Below are 21,437 nucleotides of genomic sequence, written 5' to 3' on the forward strand. Positions count from 1 at the left end.
AATATGAGGCTAATCATTACATTTATAAAGGAGGGATTACCATCGCAAACTCAAAAAAAGTGGTCATGCCTAGATACCAACAGATTGCCATTGAAATGGCTGAGAGAATTGCTAATAATCGCTATGAAGTAGGGCAAAAAATCCATGCAAGATCAACCTTAGCTAGTACCTTCGGCGTATCTCCAGAGACTGCTAGAAAAGCCGTTAATGTGCTTGTTGATTTAGGTATTATGCAAGTCAAACACGGTAGTGGTGTGTTTGTTGCATCGAAAGAAAAAGCCGAAGAATTACTGAAACAACATCAAGATGTGCAATCTATTGATGAATTGAAAATAGAAGCCATTGATAGTATTAAAAAACAACAAGAAGAATTACAACAATTGACTGATATTATCGATACCCTTATTGTACAAACCAAGAAAATGAATCACACTAATCCTTTTATCCCAGCTGAACTCATCTTAACTTCAGAGGCAGAACATTTGGAACAAACCGTCAGTGATTTGAATCTTTGGCACGAAACCAGTGCAACAATCATCGCTATTTCTCATGACAATGAACTCTTATTGTCTCCTGGACCTTATGCAAAAATACAAGCTAATGACACCCTCTTCTTCATTGGAGATGAGTTAGCTAAGCAAAAAATGTATAATTATTTTTACCCTCACAAATAGCGTTGTAACAGACTAAAGCCAGCTTTGGCTTTTTTTTATTCAAGTCTCCTCCTTTGACAAAGTGACCACACGATGATATTATGTTGTGGTCACTTTATTTTCTGTTTGTTTTCAGAAAAGATAAAAGTCAAAAGGAGAGATTTATTAATGGTCAAAGTTCAAGTCAAGCACTTGACTAAGGTCTTTGGAAAAAGACATCAAGCTGCTTTAAAAATGATCGAAGAACAAAAACCAAAAAATGAAATATTTGAAAAAACAGGTGCAACTGTTGGGGTTTATGATGCAAACTTCGAAGTCAACGAAGGGGAAATTTTCGTTATTATGGGATTATCAGGAAGTGGTAAATCAACCCTAATACGCTTAATTAACCGTTTAATTGAACCAACCTCTGGGGATATTTTCATTGACGGTCAAGATATTGCAACAATGAATAAAGAAGAATTAAGAGAAGTCCGTCGTCACAAAATGAGTATGGTCTTCCAAAACTTTGGATTATACCCACATCGTACTATTTTAGAAAACACTGAATTAGGGTTAGAGCTACGTGGTGTATCTAAAGAAGAACGTACTAAAAAGGCAGAACAAGCTTTAGATAACTCAGGCTTATTATCTTTTAAAGATCAATTCCCTGACCAACTATCTGGCGGGATGCAACAACGTGTTGGTTTAGCTAGAGCCCTAGCAAACGATCCACAAATCCTATTAATGGACGAGGCTTTTTCAGCCCTTGACCCGTTAATCAGACGTGAAATGCAAGATGAGTTGCTTGATCTACAAGCCAACGTTCAAAAAACAATTATCTTCATTACCCATGATTTAAATGAAGCCTTACGTTTAGGTGATAGAATTGCTCTAATGAAAGATGGTAAAATCATGCAAATTGGGACTGGTGAAGATATTCTAACCAATCCTGCAAACGATTATGTTCGTGAGTTCGTGGAAGATGTGGACCGTTCTAAAGTCTTAACAGCTCAAAACATCATGGTGCCAGCTTTAACAACTAATCTAGATATCGATGGACCTAACGTTGCTTTAACGAAAATGCGTAGCGAAGAAGTGAGTATGTTAATGGCTGTTAACCGTAAACGTGAACTTCAAGGAATTGTCCATGCTGATGATGCTGTTAGAGCTCGTAAAGAAGGTAAAGCTTTACAAGATGTCGTCACGACTGATGTTATCACTGTTGATAAAGATACCTTAGTCAATGATATCTTCACCTTAATTTATGACTCACCTACCCCTCTAGCAGTCGTTGAAAACGGCCGTTTACTGGGTGTTATTATTCGTGGTAGCGTGATTGAAGCACTAACAGACACATCTGATGCGTCAGATGATAATCAAAAGGAGGCTAACTAGATGTTGAACCTCATATTACTTGCTCAATTACCTGTTGCTGATTGGGTAGAAAACTTAACAGAATGGATGACAAACACCTTTTCAGGTCTGTTTACCTTCTTCCAAACAACGGGACAAAGTTTAATGGATGGGATTACCAACTTTTTCATGTTTATCCCACCTCTTGTTTTTATCGCTTTAATTACTCTTGCAGCCTTCTTCATTTCTAATAAAAAGTGGGGACTGACAGGTTTTACTCTTGTTGGGTTATTATTTATCTACAACCAAGGGTTATGGTCTGATTTAATGAGTACATTAACCTTAGTATTAATTTCAAGTTTAGTATCGATTGTCATTGGTATTCCTTTAGGGATTCTCATGGCTAAAAGCGATACCGCTCAGAAAATCATTACACCTATTTTAGATTTCATGCAAACAATGCCCGGCTTTGTTTACTTAATTCCTGCGGTTGCTTTCTTTGGTATTGGTATGGTACCTGGGGTATTCGCCTCAGTTATCTTCTCATTGCCTCCAACTGTTCGTTTTACTAACTTAGGTATTCGTCAAGTACCAAAAGAATTAGTCGAAGCCACAGATTCATTTGGTGGTACTGGCACGCAAAAATTATTTAAATTAGAATTGCCTTTAGCTAAAAGCACCATATTAGCTGGGGTTAACCAAACAACCATGTTATCACTGTCTATGGTCGTTATCGCCTCTATGATTGGAGCTCCTGGTTTAGGTCGTGGTGTATTATCTGCCCTTCAACGTGCCCAAGTCGGAAATGGCTTTGTTAACGGTGTAGCCCTAGTTATTCTAGCGATTATTATTGACCGCTTTACACAGTATGCGAACAAACCAAACAGTAAAAAAACAAAAAAAACTGCCTCTGATACCAATAAAAAACGTCAATGGCTTGTTGGCGGTATCGTAGCTGCTTTAATTATTGGAATTGCTGCTAGTAGCTTGTTTGCAACTAAGAGCGACAAAACAGCCATCAATTTATCTTATGTTGAATGGGATACTGAGGTAGCTTCTACCAACGTTATTGCTGAAGTATTAAAAGAGCAAGGTTTTGATGTCTCTATTACCCCTCTAGACAACGCCATTATGTGGGAATCTGTTGCTAGTGGAGAATCAGATGCTATGGTTGCTGCTTGGTTACCGAATACTCATGGTGCTCAGTATGAACAGTACAAAGACAAGTTAGACAACTTAGGTCAAAACTTAACTGGAGCTAAAGTTGGTTTAACAGTTCCCTCTTATATGGATGTTGACAGTATTTCTGACTTATCAGACGAAGCTGGTAAAAAAATTACTGGTATCGAGCCTGGGGCTGGTGTCGTAAAAGCTGCTGAAAACACAGTGGATCAATACAGTAACCTAAGTGACTGGTCTGTCGAAACATCTTCTTCTGGTGCTATGACCGTTGCGCTAGGTCAAGCATACAAAAAGAAAGAACCTATTGTTATTACTGGTTGGTCTCCTCACTGGATGTTTGCTAAATACGACTTAAAATATTTAGAAGATCCTGAAAATGGTATGGGTAAAGAAGAAACCATTAATACAATGGCTCGTGAAGGTCTAAAAGAAGACGCACCAGAAGCTTACCGTATTTTAGAAAAATTTGAATGGACCAAAGAAGATATGGAAACGGTGATGTTAGCCATTAACGGTGGACAATCTCCTCAAGAAGCTGCAAAAGAATGGATTTCTGACAATCCAGAGCTTGTATCTGAATGGACCAAATAAAAAAAAGCTACCAAATTTTGGTAGCTTTTTTCTTTTTACTATTTAATCCTCTAACCTTAATTGTTTACTATAGATAGACGTATTACCATTGATAGTATAGGCCGCAACCATTACAATAAAAAAATAAGGTAACCATTGAAAACCGAATACCTCTCCGCCGATAATGATTGGAGCTAAGAATGTGTTTGTCGCACTACCAAAGACGCCCACGTAACCTAACGCTGCGACAAATTCATAAGGCAGCCCAATAATAGGTGCTATAACGGTTCCTAAAGTACAACCAATCACAAAAAGCGGTGTCACTTCGCCGCCTTGGAAACCAACAGATAAAGTTAGAACCGTTAAGAATAATTTCAATATAAAATCATAAGAATAAACCGTGTCTCCAGTTAAACTTGCGACAATAAGAGGTGCTCCAATACCAGAGTATCTACCTTGATGAAACAGAAGCATAGCTAAAACTAAGAGAACCCCCCCAATAAAAATACGATGATAGGCATTAGGTAACATTGTTTGAAACCATCTCTTACTTCTATCCAATGATACGGTAAATAATCGACCAACTAAACCAAACAATGCACCTAATAATAGTAGATAAATGATTAGTCTAGTATCCATTGTCGGTACTCGTGTCAATGCAAAATGAAAACCGGGTAAATGTAATAACTTAGATACAGTAAATGCCATTAACGATGCGATTGATGCCGGTAATAAGGAACGATAATCCAAACGTCCAACCACCAATACTTCTAAAGCAAAAAAAATGGCCGCAATAGGCGTCTGAAATAGGCCTGAAAAACCGGCAGATATACCTGTTATCACTGCAATTCGTGACCAATTCAACTCACTATCTAACCATCTCTTACTTTTTTGACTCATCCAATGAGAAAAGGTACTACCTATTTGTACAGCCACACCCTCTCTTCCTGCACTCCCTCCAAATAAGTGAGTAAGCCATGTACTGATCACAACAATAGGAATTAACCGTAAAGGTATGTCATTCTTATCCCCATGAGCTGTGGAGAAAATCAAAGACATCCCTTGCCTACTAACCCCTCCAAATCGCTCAAACAAATATTCAATGACAAGCCCTGCAAAGGGTAAAAAAAACAATAAATATAAAAAATACGTTTCTCTAAGTTTAGTCATTTCAATTAATCCCTTACCGAAAATGACTTCTATGACACCAACACAACTCCCTACAACAAGCCCAAATACAATTAATTGGACCCTTTGATACATTTTCTCTTTAACCAACCTCAAAACTCCTTTTTATGAGAACATAGAAAAACTTCTACTTACTTAATCATTCATTAAATAGTAGAAGTTATCTTTCTTTCATCTTTACTATCATTAATAATGACACCAAAAACAGAAGGACCTATGTCCTTAACTTTCTTTTAGTCTACTCTTTTATCCCATCTTTGACAACGTACCATCCCAATCTTATTTGGTAGTGCTTACCCTCTGTTATCCGTCTTAAAAATCTCTTATCATACACCTATGTCACAACCTTATTTAAAAACAGCTTATTAAATAGACAACACTATTTCCCATATTTTTTTAATCACCTACAATAAATAAACAATATTATTTACAAATTCACAATGAATAAACCTGTCACATCAACATCAAAAGCCTCAATCTGAAATAAAAGCTATTTTTTTATTCAACAATAAAAAATGCGACATTTTATAAAAATATCTCTTATTGATAACATCATCCCTTTCATTTTTTCAGAAAACATACGGTTACAGTCTTTTTACCTCTTTATTATCCTTTAGATCTCCATTTCAATTAAATAACAAGTTACAGAACAGGTTCATAAATAGGTATGATTATTAAATTTTTTTAATGTTTCCGATTTTCACTTTTAAATAACGCCGGTTCTTTGTATTATTAATCTATAAGATATGTTTTTTAAGTAATTTAAAAGACATAAATAACATTTTTAAAATTTGAATAGTAACATTCGTTATCATTCAAGAGAGAAGGTGTCGGGTAGTTTAAACACATTATTATAACTTTAGTTCAATTGCAATTATTCACGTGTACTTATTACAACCAATTAGGAGGAATACTATGTTTTTATTATTATTAGAAATTGTTATCATGGTTGCTACTATCATTTATGGCTTATCTAAAGGTGGAGCGTTAGGCTCTGGCGTTTCTTCAATCGTTGCCCTATTCATTATGTTGTTCATCTTCAAATTACCACCATCATCACCACCCGTTACCGCAGTCTTAATTATTATTTCAATTGGTATTGCTAGTGGAGCCTTACAAGCTTCTGGTGGTATGGACTACATGATCTCAGTTGCCACTAAAATTATTCGTAAATACCCTAAAGCGATTACTTTCGTTGCACCACTTGTTTGTTTCTTATTCGTTTTTGGTATGGGAACTGCCATGATTTCTCTATCATTAGAGCCAATCATTGCTGAAACTGCCATTAACTCAAAAACAAACCCCAGAGGTGCTCTTGTAACAAGTGTACTAGCATCAAACATGGCTCTACTTTGTAGCCCGGCATCATCATCAACAGCTTATGTTGTCACATTATTAGCCGTTTATAATATTTCAATGGCTACTTACTTGGCCATTGTATTGCCAGCAACATTAATTTCAATTGTCCTTTTAAGTGCTATCTTAACTATTACAAACAAACGTGTCGAATTCGATGAATCAACACTTGCTCCTGTTGATATGGAAGAAACAGAAACAGTTGAATTATCATCTACAGCAAAATTATCAACTTATGTATTCTTAGGTTGTGTGTTCTTCATTATCTTATTCGGTCTATTCCCTAAATTCTTACCAACATATATAGTAGATGGTAATACAGTAAGCATTGCAACAGCTGACTTAGTTCAAATGTTCATGTACTTATCTGCTGCGATTAACATCATGCTATTCAAAGTTAACTCTAAGAAAATCCTTAGTGCTCCTGCTACAATGAACTCATTAGGTGCTGCTCTTGTTGTACTAGGGCTAGGATGGGTTGGATCAACAATCTTTGGCGCTCCAGCTAATCAGGCTACACTGATTACAAATGTAGGTGGCGTTTTAGCTCAAGCTCCTTGGGTATTAATCTTAATCTGTAGCTTTGTTGCTATGATTATCGGTGCTCAAACAGCAGTTGCTGCTATTATTTTCCCATTAGCATTACAATTAGGTATCTCACCTATGTTCTTAGTTATTATTGTTCAATGTCTGAACTTTAACTTTATCATCCCTGCACAACCAACCTTACTATTAGCATGTGAAATTGACCGTACGGGACGTACTAAGACACAAAGTTTCATTATTCCAGGTGTCATCATCACTGCTTTATCAATCATTATTTCTTACGGATTAACTTTTATCGTCTAATTTAAAACTTTCAGGAGGAATATATTATGTTTAAACAAATCGAACAATTAATTGAAGGTAAACAAGAACAATATTTTGAATTAAGTGACCATATTTGGGACTTAGCTGAAACAAAATTCCATGAACATGAATCTGCTGAAGTCATTATTGCGGCATTAGAAAAAGAAGGCTTCACGATTGAACGCAACATCGCTGACATCGACACAGCCTTTATTGGAACGTTTGGTTCTGAAGGTCCAAGCATTGGTTTCTTAGGAGAGTATGACGCTCTTCCTGACTTAAATCAAAAAGCAAACTCAACAACCAAAGAATTAAATCCTGGACAAGAAAGTATGAACGGGCACGGATGCGGACATAACTTATTAGGAACAGCTTCTTTTGCAGCAGCTGTTGCTTTAAAAGACTACATCACTGAAAACAACATCAAAGCACAAGTCAAATACTTCGGCTGTCCTGCTGAAGAAGGTGGATCTGGTAAAACATACATGACACGCGCTAATGCTTTTGATGGCTTAGATATGGCTCTTTGCTGGCATCCAGCAACAGATAACGCTATCTTCGGTGCACCAACATTAGCTAATATCCAAGCAGCTTTTGAGTTCAAAGGTAAAACCGCGCATGCTGCTAACTCTCCAGAAATGGGACGTAGTGCCTTAGATGCTTGTGAGTTAATGAATGTTGGTGGTAATTACTTACGTGAACACGTAACATCAGAAGCTCGTTATCACTACTCATACTTAGACGCTGGCGGACAAGCACCAAGTGTTGTTCAAGACCATGCTAAATTACTTTACTTAATCCGCGCACCTAAAGGACATCAAGCTAAAGAAATTTTTGATCGTCTTTGTAAAATTGCAGAAGGTGCTGCTCTTATGACCGAAACAGAAGTAACGGTGCACTTTGACAAAGCATGTTCTAACTACGTACCAAACACTGTTTACTCTCGCTTAATGGGTGAATGTTTAGTAGAATATGGCGCACCAAAATTTGACGAACAAGATTGGGCATTTGCTGAAGAATTACACGCAACGCTATCTGATGCTGAAAAACAATTCCGCATGTTCCCACCGTTCAGTCCAATGGAGAAAAAAATCGCCATGGAAAACAATGGTAAAGTCTTAGCTGATTTTGTTTATCCTTATAACGAAGCCATGAAGAACTTAACTCTCCCTGGATCAAGTGATGTAGGTGATGTTAGTTGGGTAGTACCTACAGCTCAATGTATCGTAGCTACTGAAGTTCAAAACACTGCTCTACACACATGGAGATGGGTAACAAACGGTAAATCCGGCATTGCTAAAAAAGGCATGCTGCAAGCAGCTAAAATCATGGCTGCTACAGCAATGAAAGCTATTGAAAATCCAGAGTACATGGAACAAGCCAAAGCAGAATTAGATGCAATGACGGCGATTACACCTTACGTTAATCCAATTCCAGCTGACGTTAAACCAAATAGTTTAGGATTCTAAACATACAAAAAGACCATTGTCCTCATATAAGGACGATGGTCTTTTATCTTTATTACATTATTACATTTTAATTAATGTTCTTCCCGAATGTGTCCCCTCTAACAATTCCTTCACCACATCAGCAGATGCTTCTAATGACTCCTCACGACTGCTAATAACATCATAGACGTCTTCAGATAAGGTCTTCTCTAATCGTTCCCAGATTCCCATTTTGACGTCATTGCTAAGTTGAACTGAATCTACACCCAGCATAGACACTCCTCGTAAGATAAACGGCAATACCGTTGCTGATAATTTAATACCACTAGCATTGCCACACAGTGCAATGGCACCACCATAACTAATTTGAGGTAAAATAGCTGTTAGCATATCGCCACCTATCGTATCAATAACATAATCAAATTGTTGTTTTGCTAAAGGTCTTGGCTTATCAAAGCTAATTTCTTCTGGTTTAACCACTCGAGAGACACCCAGCGCTGTTAAGTAATCATTGTTGTCTTTTCGAGATAAAGCAACGATGTTTTTATACCCTAAACCATGTAAAAAGGCTATAGCAACACTTCCCACACCACCTGTGGCACCTGTTACTAAAATCGTCGCGTCTTTGTTGTCTTTCAAGCCAAACATTTCTAATTTTTGAACAGCTTCAACAGCTGTTACACCAGCTGTTCCTAAAGTTGCTCCTTGTTTAGGTGTCATATCTTTTGGTAAAGGTAGCACCCAGTTTCCTGGAACACGCACCACTTCACTAAAACCACCCGTATGGCTCACGCCTGTTCCATTTCCAGTTACCACGACTTTGTCTCCTGCTTTAAAACGAGCATCCGCCGATTCGATAATTTCTCCTGTCAAATCAATCCCTGGAATCATAGGATAATTACGAACCACGCCACCCTTTTTAATCGTTGCTAAGGCATCTTTATAATTCACAGCTGAGTACAACACTTTGATTAGTGTGTCCCCTTCTGATAACTGATCCACAGACCATTCTGTGACTTGCGCCACCACATTCTCTTCATTTTCAGACACAACTAATGCATTAAATCTTTTTTCCATCAATATCCGTCCTCTCATGTACTATTTATACACTATCATTATATAGTATTTCTCCTTAAAAATCTTGTCGAAAAAGATTGTCTTTTGACGCAACTCCTTGTATAATTCCTATTTGAGTAAACTATTTGTTTACAGTGAGTAAACTTAAAGGCGAGGTGATTATCTGTGACAATTGGCAAGAAAATTAAAAATTTAAGAGTACAAAAAAACCTTACTCAGGAAGAACTGGGTGAACGAACAGACCTAAGTAAGGGCTATATTTCACAACTAGAAAGAGATTTAAGTTCTCCTTCTATGGAAACTTTTTTTTCTTTATTAGACGTCTTAGGTGTCACACCTAAAGAATTTTTTGATGACAAAGAACACGTGCAACAAGTCATTTATACAGAACACGATTACACCCTTTCTATCAACGAAGAACAAGCTTATGAAGTCCAGTGGCTTATTTCAGACTCTAACGAGAACGAAATGGAACCCATTTTGCTTAGCTTAGATAAAGAAGGCGAATACAAAACCTTCCAACCTTCCCTCTCAGAAACATTTGCTTTTGTTCTTGAAGGAGAGGTCTGTGTTGAAATTGGCTCCGATAAGTACTACGCTAGAAGCGGGGAATCTATTTATTACAAAGCCTTCAAGGAACACCATATCAGAAACAACCAAAAAGGACTTAGTCGTATTCTTTTGGTAGCAACTAATTCGTACTTATAACTAGATAAAGAGGTGGAAACATGGGAAACGCAATCATTCGTTTTGAAAATGTTGTCAAAGAATTCGATGACAACGTGGTATTAAAGAATGTCAGTTTTGACATAGAACAAGGAAAATTTTATACATTACTCGGCCCTTCTGGCTGTGGTAAAACAACGATTTTACGACTTATTGCTGGTTTTTCAGAACCAACAACAGGAAACATCTATTTTAAGGACAAACTCATTAATAAAATTCCAGCCAATAAACGTAAGGTCAATACGGTCTTCCAAGATTACGCCTTATTTCCACATATGAACGTGTTTGATAATGTGGCCTTCGGTTTAAAAATTAAGAAGACACCAAAAGAAGACATTGGTACCAAAGTAAAAAATGCTTTGCGCATGGTTCAACTATCTGGGTTTGAAGAACGTCAAATTAGTGAAATGTCTGGGGGGCAACGTCAAAGAGTGGCTATCGCCCGTGCTTTGGTGAACGAACCAGAGATTTTACTTCTAGATGAGCCCCTATCAGCCCTTGACTTAAAACTAAGAACGGCGATGCAATCTGAGTTACGTGAACTTCAAAAACGCTTAGGTATTACCTTTATTTTCGTTACCCACGATCAGGAAGAAGCCTTGGCTATGAGTGACGAAATTTTCGTTTTAAATAATGGGAACATTGAGCAAAGTGGGTCACCTACTGATATCTACGATGAGCCTATTAATCGTTTTGTAGCAGATTTCATTGGTGAAAGTAATATCATTAAGGCCATTATGTTACGAGATAACTTAGTTCAATTAGTGGGACATGAATTCGAATGTGTGGACAGTGGAATGAGAAAAAATGAACCTGTTGAAATTATCATCCGACCAGAAGATATGACTATCGTCCCTGTTTCAGAAGGTAAATTAAAAGCAACGGTTGATACTGTTCTTTTTAGAGGGGTTCATTATGAAATTTTTTGTTTAGACAAAGAAGGCAACAAATGGATGATTCACTCCACTAAGCGTCCTCAAGTAGGACAAGAAGTTGGCCTTTACTTTGAACCTGAGGATATGCACGTTATGCGTTTTGGCGAGTCAGAAGAAGAATTTGACGCTCGTTTAGAAAGCTACGAGGATTAGAAGGAGGATTGTTATGACCACTAATCGAAAAATCTATGCGGTTCCTTATTTTTTATGGATTTTATTGTTTGTTATTATGCCTGTTTTACTTATTTTTTATCAGTCTTTATTTGATGTTAACGGGCAATTAACTTTGGCAAACTACCAGCAGTATTTAACCAGTAGTACGTATTTAAAAATGACTTTCAATTCCGTGTTCTACGCAGGATTAATCACACTGTTCACTTTAATTATTAGCTACCCAGTGGCTTACTTTTTAGTCCAAACAAAACACAAGCAATTGTGGCTCATGATGATTATTTTACCTACGTGGATCAACTTACTCTTAAAAGCCTATGCTTTTATCGGGATTTTTAGTGCCCATGGGTCTATCAATACCTTTTTAGACATGATGGGAATTGGGTCTAGGCAGATTTTGTTTACTGACTTTAGTTTCATTTTTGTTGCAACCTATATCGAAATTCCTTTTATGGTTATCCCTATCTTTAATGCCTTAGAAGAAATTAATCCCTCTTTAGTGTTTGCAAGTAAGGACTTGGGAGCAAATGCGTTAGAAACCTTTCGACGTGTCATTTTCCCTCTTTCTTTAAATGGCGTTAAAAGCGGGGTCCAGGCTGTTTTCATTCCATCCCTTAGCTTATTCATGCTGACCAGGTTAATCGGTGGTAATCGCGTGATAACATTAGGTACGGCCATTGAACAACATTTCCTTGTCACTCAGAACTGGGGGATGGGGTCAACCATCGGTGTTATCTTAATTATTGCCATGTTTATTATTATGTTCTTTACAGGAGAAAAGAAAAAAGGAGGTAAGAAGAAAAAATGACACAGAAAAAAATAAAATGGTCTAACCTTTACCTTGTCTTCATCTTTTTACTCCTATATCTCCCTATTTTTTATCTCATTTTTTATTCATTTAATGATGGCGGTAATATGACGTCATTTACAGGATTCACCTTAGATAATTACCGAGCGGTCTTTGAAGACAAACGCTTGATTGGGATTGTGTTTAATACCTTTTTACTTGCTTTCTTGTCCGCCTTAATTGCGACAGTTATTGGAACACTAGGTGCTATGGGTATTCATTACACAAAAGAACGAGGCGTAAGAAACGCTCTACTCAGCTTAAATAATATACTTATGGTCTCACCAGACGTTATTATTGGAGCAAGCTTTTTGATATTCTTCACTTTCCTTGGTACTTGGTTTGGTTTTAAATTAGGCTTTATGTCTGTTTTGCTTTCCCATATCGCATTCAGCATCCCTATTGTGGTACTCATGGTGCTACCAAAAATCAAAGAAATGAATGAATCGTTAATCGATGCGGCAAAAGACTTAGGCGCAAATAACTGGCAAGTTTTGTACCAAATTATCTTACCATACATTACACCAGGTATTATTGCCGGTTACTTTATGGCTTTTACCTATTCACTGGATGACTTTGCTGTGACTTTTTTTGTAACAGGTAACGGATTTAGTACCCTATCTGTTGAAATTTATTCTAGAGCACGACAAGGAATTAGTTTAGAAATTAATGCGTTGAGTACCCTACTCTTCTTATTCTCTTTCCTTTTAGTCATAGGCTATTATTTCATCAGTCAAGACAATCGGCCCAAACGAAAACAAAAAAAGAAAGCATCATAAGGAGCGAATCAAATGAAAAAACTAAATTCACTCATCATTGGGATTGTTTTGATTGTTATCTTATTAGGTGTGAGTTCTTACCGATTAGAAAAAACAGCTGGCAATGCCAATGCTAAAGTATTAACTATCTACAACTGGGGGGACTATATCGATCCTGCTCTATTAAAGAAATTCGAAAAAGAATCTGGTTATAAAGTCATCTATGAAACCTTTGACTCTAACGAAGCCATGATAACCAAAATCGAACAAGGTGGAACGGCTTACGATATCGCTATTCCCAGTGAGTACATGATTCAAAAGATGATGAAACAAGAGTTACTTATTCCGTTGGATCACTCTAAAATAAAAGGGTTAGACAACTTAGACAGTCGTTTTTTAGACATTGACTTTGATCCAGGAAACCAATACTCCATTCCCTATTTTTGGGGCACATTAGGAATTATCTATAATGATAAAATGGTCCCTGAAGGAAGCATTAATCATTGGGATGATTTATGGCGGCCTGAATTGAAAAACAACGTGATGCTCATCGATGGCGCAAGAGAAGTCATGGGACTCGCTCTAAACAGCGATGGGAACTCTTTAAACAGCAAAGACGACGCTTTACTCGATATCGCTTCAAACAAGCTCACAGGTCTATCTAAGAACGTTAAAGCCATTGTAGCGGATGAAATTAAAATGTATATGATTAATGAGGAAAGTGCTGTAGCTGTCACCTTTTCAGGTGAAGCTGCAGAAATGCTTGATAATAACGATGCCCTTCATTATGTTATCCCAGAAGAAGGCTCTAATCTTTGGTTTGACAACATTGTGATACCAAAGACCGCCAAAAACACGGAAGGTTCCTATGATTTTATTAATTTCATGCTAGATCCTGACAACGCAGCAGCAAATGCTGAATACATTGGTTATTCTTCTCCTAATAAAGAAGCTATCAAAAAAATGCCGAAAGAAATAACCGAAGACCCTCAATTTTATCCAAGGGATGATATCATTGAGCATCTCGAAGTATATCAGGATTTGGGAACGGATTACTTAGAAATATATAACAACCGATTTTTAGAATTCAAAATGTATCGCAAATAAAAAGAAGCAACAGTTAAGTATTATTAACTGTTGCTTCTTTTTTACGGTGTATTTTCAAGTATTAAGTTAAGAGTTGCTGTATAGTCACCATCACTAGGTATTTCAGAATAAATATCTAAGAACAAACCTTCTGTGTCGTCTGAATTTTTAAGTGGAATCTTAGTATATAACGTATCATCTCCTATTAAATTTTGACTATAATCGGAAATAACATAACTTTGCTTAGATTCATCTACTAATACTAATTGTGAGTTTAACATGATGCTTCCATTAACAAATTTTGACGCATAAGCTGTCAACTTCCATTCATGATTTTCTTCAGTATCAATGATTTCAATCGATTCATCTAAATAGTCCTTACTTAGAGGGTACCGATTTTTCACACCCTCTCTAACACTATGATGTTCACCAAAATCTAATGACTTTGGTACATTGAGTCCTGATAAAGAATCATAATAATAGATAATATCAAAATCTTCTATGGGTATTTTATCATCTTCTATTTTTTTACCATTGTGAACAACCTCATATCCTGGTTGTAGCACATAGCCGTCCACTTCAAGTTCAAGTTTATTCTTTTTCAGCAGTTCTGCAATACTCTCATTCACTTCCGCTTCTAACGCGACTGCCTCTTTACGTTTTTGTTTATCGGAACCTTCTCTAAAATTTTCAAAAATAGGTTGATTTACTTTGTTCTCATCTTCTTTTTTATATAAGAATTTAACATTCGCTGTTACTGTTTCAGGTTTCCAATTAGCTAGTAATTCCATATTACCAACATAGTTATCCCGTTCTATTTTTTGACCGGGTTTAAATGCATGTTTACCATCTTTTGTTATCCAACCACCCAAAATGAAACGATCATTAGAAACACCCTTACCATCACTTAATTTAATCGACTTATCTAATGCTGAATAATTTAATTCTTTAATAGGTTCTCCTTTTCCACCATTAAGGTCATAAGTTATCGTGTATGATATTGGATCATATAAAAGCTCGTGTAGTTTAATAGCTTTATGATCAGGATATATCTTTTCATTCTTCGGCGCGACATAATGGTTGACTTCTTTAACCGGATAATCATTAGCTTTGTTACTTATAATCGGTTCTCCTAGTATTAGGTTCTCAGTTAATAACTCTTCGTATAATTTTTCTCCGTTGATATTCTTTCCTCTTGCTCTAACTTTATGGGGCATATAAGCAGAAGTCACGGCTATCCTTGGGTCATCTGGATCGAACTCATTACTTGTTCGCGTGCCAAAATAAAACTTTATTTCTGTCGGTATGTCGATGTCCTCTATCACTTCAAATTCAAGTTTGTTCAGATACCTTTCTAATTCTGACTGCGTAAACGGCATTCCTCCTTTTGTATATGAACGTCTGTTACCAATATTAGTCGGTTGCGTCCAATAAAGAGGAACATCAATACTTGATCCATCAGATTTTTTCGGCTCTATTAATTTTATATGTTCTGGCACTTCAATAATCATTTGTCTGAATCGCTGATTTAAATCCTCTGATTCTTTAAAATCATAAAAATTAAAGAAGTCATCATTTCTTTCGAATCGATAGCTAAATTTTGTAGATTCTGCAACACGCACGTTCACATGATCATCTCTCGTCACTTTAAATAGTTCACTAGTCAACTGCACATCTTGCGAGTATATTTTTCCCAACTCAGTAAAACGTTGCGTGTTGCTCCTTTGTTTAACTATGATTGTATCTCCTGGATAAGAGCTTTCATAATTATTGGACATTTCTTTATAATCTAAATCAGAAGAAGTCATGTTTGGTTGTACAAAGTACATCTTGCTATCATTTATTGTACTAATACTCGGCTTATACTTAACATATGTATCTTGAACGTTAGCCACATTCCTTACCTCTAAAATATCTTTATAAGCATAACCTACCGTTGTTTTAATTTTGAATCCCTCTTGTCCAACAGTCGGACTATATCTTTCTATTAATTTTTCATCCCATGGTAGAAGTGTTTTTTGTTTAATCACTAAAGTGTTTCCCAATTTACTTGTTTCAGAAAAGTTGGGCATCATTAATAACTCTCTCTTCAAGATAAATCTTATGGTACTTTCATCTATATAATCAATACTTACTAGTTCATCCACATCACCTATATCACTTAAGGAAGTTAAATGACCTTTACCATCCTCTAAATAGTAACTAAAATCCGATGTGCTCATTTCTGATAATTTCAAATCATAAGAAACTTCTAACTTAAAAGCTTCAGAATAATCGTCATTTTCAAATGGATAGAAAGACTCATTCTGACCAAGCTCTAGCAACGGCTGTATAATATCAACTTCATAATTTAAAGATTCATGGTTATCAGTCTCCTCCATCCTTTCATCAATATACGGAGATAGATAGCCATCTGGCAATGGTGAAAAAGCCTCAGGATCATTTAAATAGATAACTGTCGTTGACGCGTGTGTAGATCCGGGCACGCTTCTATCAGCTAATCTTGGATTCACGCTTATGTCTAAAGGAGCCTCTGACTTTTGTAACAAAGAAAAGTTATAATATGGTGTATTACTCGGCTGTTCTTTTCCTTTTATAGGACTAAACCTAATCTCATTCCAACCGTTCCAATACTCAAATTCAGCATTCAAATAGGGATGAGCTTCATCATTAGCCATTAAAAAATTATCCACCGATGTCTGTGGCCACTTAAACCTGTGACTATACTGGCCCCTTGGATTTAATCCGTAATAATCGTTAGTAGCTCCCCAATAATTTAATGTAGTTGAAATATAGGCATCCTTTATCTGCTCTCCGTTATCTTGATACTCATACCAAACATAAGGTACTTCAAACCAATCACTCCCATAAGGATACCAAACTTGAGGACGACGGTGGAATTTCAACCGGCCATTCCTTTGTATTGTTAACATATCAAACCGGTTCCCTGAGTACCCATCTCTGACACCTTGGTTGATGTCCACCACCTGTCGAATAACACGGCCATTGTAAACCCCAACATCTGGAAAAACTAATACGGAACTTTCACTTTTACTAGAGCTATTTCCCGACGCCTTGCTGGCATGCTCTCCCCAATAATTGGGTTCATTATTTTTATTAGCGTAGTTTGTATTGATCTCCCAATTTTCCCAGTAACTAGGAAACGACTCAGCTCCTCGCCAACGCTTATATTGCCCATTTCTGTCTTTAACCCTACCATCTGTTAAATATAACTTATTTCTATCGATAGCGTTCAAACGGATGATTGGTGAGCCGTAGGGTGGTAATCCTCGTCTAATTTCCTCGCTATCTTCAATAACTCCTGTAGTAGGTGAAATTAAACCTGTTCTACCCTCTCTATCTGAGCCAAAAGGTGACCAAGCTTCTGCTCTATTCGTACTTATGGTTATAGAGAATAAACTCAAACAAAGCGTCCAAAATATTCTCATTTTTTTTATATCTTTCATTTTAAAATAACCTCCTCTTAAAAAACTTATTTTTTAATAAAAAAATATTTATATACCAAATAGACACTTGCTACGACTAAACATACCAACAATGAAATAATCAATATAAACCCTATCGATATTGATTGTGTCAAATCTTTTTTCTCAGTAAATACCTTTTGTTGTTTATTAAAATAACTAACATCTTTTTTTGTTAAGATAAAATCTTTTGTCCAAACTCTTTTTTCCCCTTCCCTAGTTGTTACTCTGACCGTAGAAGTATACTCTCCATCTTCCATATCATCACCCTGTAAACTAACCGGAAAATCGATTTTGGAATTTGGTGACATCTGGACATTCTTTTTCTTATTTCTGTACACTTTATTGTTTAACCCTTTTTTTGTAATCTCGCTATCTATTGTCAAATCATCAATAAATAACGGCTTAACATTTGCAAGTGATACTAAAAATGCATTTTCATAATCAATAAAACCAGGTTTTATTGTACGAAGTTCAAATTCCGGCGTGATTTTTTTATCATTTTGACTAATAGTCATCCCTACAATATAACTTAAATCCATAATAACCTCATTATTAGTTTCCTTGGGCTGTCCTCTATCGCTATGACTAAATTGAATACCTCCAGAAATCACACCATCAAAAGCTTTAGATGGCATACGCAATTGAGTTTCCACTTCTAATACTTCTCGAGGTTTTAATAACACTTCTTTGGGTCCACTAACTATTTCGTTAAACTTAACTTTTAAAGATGCATCATCTTCTAATAATTGATTATTAGTATAATCTCTAATACTATTGCTATTAGTCTTAGCATTATTATAATCAATAGTAATTGGTAATTCTTGATCCGTATAATTTTCAACAAGTGTAACAATCGTCTGTTCTTGATCCGGTTTTGTTCTTAAATCATAATACGACACCTGTTTATTCTGTTGATTTTTCGGTAAAACAGGGGTAACTGAAAATAACATGTCTGATTTATTATCTGTTGCTTCAACCTCTTTTATATACAAAAAGGGGTAACAAAAAAAGATAAAAATAACTATAACCATGGGAATAATTTTACTATTTTTCATAATTCCTCCACCTATAAAAAAAAGGATACTCTTACTAAGTATCCTTAAGCATAAATAACTTTTAGCAATAACTTTACATCCAATTTATCTACAAAAGGTCTATGTAGCAATTTTATTACTTGTTTTAACTTTAATTAAGTGTTAAATTTATTTTACTGGTGCGTTAGACAGTTTCCAAACTAAGTTACCGTTATAACTTTTACCTGCTTTAGCTCCAGAAATCAATTCTAATTTAACATCATCTATTTCTACACCATACGCTTTATGGTGTAGATTTTTTTCATTTGCTGCTGACATTACCATTGTTGCGCCTTCAGCCCCAGCTTGTAACCTCGTAACGCTATCTACAGCAGTTCCTAACGTAAGTCCTGCTACAGCTTCTGTTTGTGACTTAATGACATCTGCACCTGCTTTTGATAAATCTGGAATAACATAGTCGTTATCAACAATTGTTCTATCAATTTCAATTTCAGCCAAATCAACAACTTTATATAAAATGTTTGCAGTTAATTCATCTTCTCCATCTTTCAATGCACCAAGTTGGGCTGTTACATGCCAACCATCTGGTTCGTTTTGAGAACCTTCTAATCTATCATCTGAAACAGCAATAAATTGTTTACCTGTAGCACCTTTTTTATCGCGATCATAGATAGCAGTACCATTAGTCGGTACTGTTAAATCTTTACCAAAATCCCAAGCTAAATTTGGAGTACCTAGAAATCGTAAGTTTCCTGGTAAACCTGTTTCAGGTGGTGTTGTCTCACTGTCTGAAATAAAGCTAATACTTGCTTTAGTATTTCTTGATGATTCAACCGGTTGTGTTTTCACATCATCTGCAAAAGCCGTAGTCCCTGCCGCTAATAACATCGTTGCTGTTAGTGTTGAAAAAATAATTGTTTTCTTCATTTTTAAATATCCTCCTTTTTTTTTAGATTTTTGCAGATAAACTGGAGAGAGTTATTGTTAGAAGTTATTTATGTTTAAGTAAGTAATCACCTAACCCTTTAATTGGCATAGCTCAATGCATCTATTTGATTTTTTACCATGATAAAAAGATAGATAATTAAACTAACATCTACAACTGATCCCACTAAAAGTAAAAAATTAATACTTAGAACCTGTTTCTTTTTCTTCAATTTTTTTACCAAAAATAAATCTCTTGAAAAACTAACAATAAAGAAAAATAGTGATATGAATGCTATCGCTCCTATTATAAAAACCCATAAATAATTTTTCATCTTATTACATCACCAACCTTTCAAAAATATATATTCTCCTTAAGTAACTGATTCCCAATGTAATAATCAATACTGAAATACCTAGAAGCACGACAATAAAAGATGAAATTAACTCCCCTGTTTTAGGCAGTAGAGAAGGTCGTATACTAGGTTTAACTGGTGGTTCATAAATATTCCCTGGTAGATTGACTGGAGGAATAACCTCCGCTTCATCCTTAAATTGGACTCCAATATCAGTTTGATTACTATTTGTGGCTTCTGCAACATTACTGAAATTAACAATAGTCAGTACAACTAAGCATCCCAATAGTACCAACCAGACACGTAGATTACCGTGTGCTTTATTTCCCACTAATATCATCTCCTTAATTAGTCTAACCTACGTCCTATCCCTACCTTTTTTCCTATCTCTTTTTCGTCGTTTCTTTCTATCAATCTGTTCTTTTCTCCATGCTTTCTCCATAGACTTACGTCGAATAGCTAAGTAACTAATTTGTATGACTACAATTATTCCATTTGCAACAGCAAATAGTTTTATCCATCTTGGCGTGACTATTTCAAAAGCACTACTGCTATTTATTTCATTTGCCTCTTTACTTGATATATTAAAATCTTCTGTAAAAAACCATTCTTCAAAATCATTATGACCTTTTAATTCAAACGTAAAACTTCCAGTAGGGAGCTGAGCTAATCCCCATTGGAACTCCAAATTTGTATTACTATTTGGCGCTAATGAATATCCTTTATAGTCGTTTTCTTTAATTATCTTCCCTGATTTTTTTTCTTTAATTGTTGCAACCATATCAACGTTTTGAAGTACTTTAGAGTCAGGGTTTTGAATATTAGCTAACACCATTCGTTGTGACCTTACTAATCCAGGCTTTACTGATATCAGATTTAATTTGGTACCATTAGTGAACTCTTCGCCACTTTCTGATAAAACAGTTCCTATTTCATAGCCCTGAGATACCCCTACAGGTGAGCCTTCCACTCCACCTCCAATAGAGAAAAATAAAGCACCCATAATAACTCCATCATAATTTTCTTTGGGAGGGGTTAAAGTAATCTCTACTGTTTTCTTTTCAAAATTCTCAACAGTGACTGACTCGGGACCAGTTACTAATGTCTCAAAGGGGTATTTTAACGTCGGGTCCACAGTTAATTTGTCATCTTTTTCATCTGATACATTGTAATACATAGAACCATTACTACCAGAAAAGGCATTTAAGGCTTCAATTCTTACTTCTACCGGTTCTTTTTTTGTACTTGCAACGACAACCTCAACCGTTTGGGGTATACCTGGTTCCGTTTTTAAATAGTAAAAACCACTTTCTGGATCTATCTGCTTCGAGCTTGGCAAATGATTGACCGAAAAACCTAAACCTTCATCATTGGCTTCAACTGTATTTTCTATAGAGACTAATCCTATAACAAAGAGCAATGTCATTATGATATATCTGACTTTCTTTTGCATT

Annotated in this window: 18 protein-coding genes; 10 read left to right on the forward strand and 8 right to left on the reverse strand. The window is 35.9% G+C overall.

Features of this window, described 5'->3' with window-relative positions:
- Window positions 1-65 precede the first annotated feature (65 nt).
- From ACVWM0_RS09790 to ACVWM0_RS09800, 3 genes are all read left to right on the forward strand, one after another.
- Complete coding sequence (locus ACVWM0_RS09790) at window positions 66-674, forward strand: cation:proton antiporter regulatory subunit (protein WP_476472458.1); 609 nt, start codon at window positions 66-68, stop codon at window positions 672-674.
- Window positions 675-821: 147 nt separating this feature from the next.
- Complete coding sequence (locus ACVWM0_RS09795) at window positions 822-2,030, forward strand: quaternary amine ABC transporter ATP-binding protein (protein WP_476472459.1); 1,209 nt, start codon at window positions 822-824, stop codon at window positions 2,028-2,030.
- Window positions 2,031-3,761 carry an ABC transporter permease/substrate binding protein gene (locus tag ACVWM0_RS09800; RefSeq protein ID WP_476472460.1) on the forward strand — a complete coding sequence of 577 codons (1,731 nt, stop codon included), beginning with the start codon at window positions 2,031-2,033 and terminating at the stop codon, window positions 3,759-3,761.
- Between the two features lie 42 nt (window positions 3,762-3,803).
- On the opposite strand, the gene ACVWM0_RS09805 is transcribed toward ACVWM0_RS09800, so the two are convergent.
- Complete coding sequence (locus tag ACVWM0_RS09805; RefSeq protein ID WP_476473703.1) at window positions 3,804-5,003, reverse strand: chloride channel protein; 1,200 nt, start codon at window positions 5,001-5,003, stop codon at window positions 3,804-3,806.
- A gap of 840 nt (window positions 5,004-5,843) precedes the next feature.
- Here ACVWM0_RS09805 and ACVWM0_RS09810 point away from each other — a divergent pair.
- The gene (locus tag ACVWM0_RS09810; RefSeq protein ID WP_476472461.1) at window positions 5,844-7,133 is read left to right on the forward strand and encodes an anaerobic C4-dicarboxylate transporter family protein; all 1,290 of its coding nucleotides are present in this window, start codon (window positions 5,844-5,846) and stop codon (window positions 7,131-7,133) included.
- Between the two features lie 26 nt (window positions 7,134-7,159).
- Entirely contained in the window at window positions 7,160-8,602 is a 1,443-nt protein-coding gene (locus ACVWM0_RS09815) for an amidohydrolase (RefSeq protein ID WP_476472462.1), read from the forward strand.
- A 60-nt stretch (window positions 8,603-8,662) separates the two neighbouring features.
- Here the strand turns inward: ACVWM0_RS09815 and ACVWM0_RS09820 are convergent, their stop codons facing one another.
- A complete protein-coding gene (locus ACVWM0_RS09820) occupies window positions 8,663-9,658 on the reverse strand; it encodes an acrylyl-CoA reductase family protein (RefSeq protein WP_476472463.1) in 996 nt (331 codons plus the stop codon).
- A gap of 165 nt (window positions 9,659-9,823) precedes the next feature.
- On the opposite strand from ACVWM0_RS09820, the gene ACVWM0_RS09825 reads away from it, so the two are divergent.
- The 5 genes from ACVWM0_RS09825 to ACVWM0_RS09845 are packed head-to-tail and all read left to right on the forward strand — an operon-like array spanning window position 9,824 to window position 14,202.
- On the forward strand, window positions 9,824-10,366 hold the full coding sequence (locus ACVWM0_RS09825; RefSeq protein WP_476472464.1) for a helix-turn-helix domain-containing protein: 543 nt from the start codon (window positions 9,824-9,826) through the stop codon (window positions 10,364-10,366).
- A 20-nt stretch (window positions 10,367-10,386) separates the two neighbouring features.
- The gene (locus ACVWM0_RS09830) at window positions 10,387-11,472 is read left to right on the forward strand and encodes an ABC transporter ATP-binding protein (RefSeq protein WP_476472465.1); all 1,086 of its coding nucleotides are present in this window, start codon (window positions 10,387-10,389) and stop codon (window positions 11,470-11,472) included.
- A 13-nt stretch (window positions 11,473-11,485) separates the two neighbouring features.
- Window positions 11,486-12,298, forward strand: coding sequence for an ABC transporter permease (locus ACVWM0_RS09835; RefSeq protein WP_476472466.1), 813 nt, complete (start codon window positions 11,486-11,488; stop codon window positions 12,296-12,298).
- The gene (locus ACVWM0_RS09840) at window positions 12,295-13,116 is read left to right on the forward strand and encodes an ABC transporter permease (RefSeq protein WP_476472467.1); all 822 of its coding nucleotides are present in this window, start codon (window positions 12,295-12,297) and stop codon (window positions 13,114-13,116) included. The genes ACVWM0_RS09835 and ACVWM0_RS09840 overlap by 4 nt, the downstream gene beginning before the upstream one ends.
- Before the next feature lie 12 nt (window positions 13,117-13,128).
- Window positions 13,129-14,202 (forward strand): ABC transporter substrate-binding protein, encoded by a 1,074-nt coding sequence (locus ACVWM0_RS09845; RefSeq protein ID WP_476472468.1) that lies wholly within the window; start codon window positions 13,129-13,131, stop codon window positions 14,200-14,202.
- Between the two features lie 41 nt (window positions 14,203-14,243).
- Here ACVWM0_RS09845 and ACVWM0_RS09850 read toward each other — a convergent pair whose 3' ends face one another.
- The 6 genes from ACVWM0_RS09850 to ACVWM0_RS09875 all read right to left on the reverse strand — a co-directional run bounded on the left by ACVWM0_RS09850 (window position 14,244) and on the right by ACVWM0_RS09875 (window position 21,436).
- Entirely contained in the window at window positions 14,244-17,648 is a 3,405-nt protein-coding gene (locus ACVWM0_RS09850; protein WP_476472469.1) for a hypothetical protein, read from the reverse strand.
- 26 nt (window positions 17,649-17,674) lie between these two features.
- On the reverse strand, window positions 17,675-18,724 hold the full coding sequence (locus tag ACVWM0_RS09855) for a WxLIP family cell surface protein (RefSeq protein WP_476472470.1): 1,050 nt from the start codon (window positions 18,722-18,724) through the stop codon (window positions 17,675-17,677).
- A gap of 147 nt (window positions 18,725-18,871) precedes the next feature.
- Window positions 18,872-19,630, reverse strand: a complete 759-nt coding sequence (locus ACVWM0_RS09860) for a WxL domain-containing protein (RefSeq protein WP_476472471.1) — start codon at window positions 19,628-19,630, stop codon at window positions 18,872-18,874.
- 98 nt (window positions 19,631-19,728) lie between these two features.
- Window positions 19,729-19,962, reverse strand: a complete 234-nt coding sequence (locus ACVWM0_RS09865; RefSeq protein WP_476472472.1) for a hypothetical protein — start codon at window positions 19,960-19,962, stop codon at window positions 19,729-19,731.
- 4 nt (window positions 19,963-19,966) lie between these two features.
- A complete protein-coding gene (locus tag ACVWM0_RS09870) occupies window positions 19,967-20,314 on the reverse strand; it encodes a hypothetical protein (protein ID WP_476472473.1) in 348 nt (115 codons plus the stop codon).
- Between the two features lie 27 nt (window positions 20,315-20,341).
- Window positions 20,342-21,436, reverse strand: coding sequence for a WxLIP family cell surface protein (locus ACVWM0_RS09875; protein ID WP_476472474.1), 1,095 nt, complete (start codon window positions 21,434-21,436; stop codon window positions 20,342-20,344).
- Window position 21,437 lies beyond the last annotated feature (1 nt).

The organism is Vagococcus sp. 211 (genome assembly GCF_056322705.1).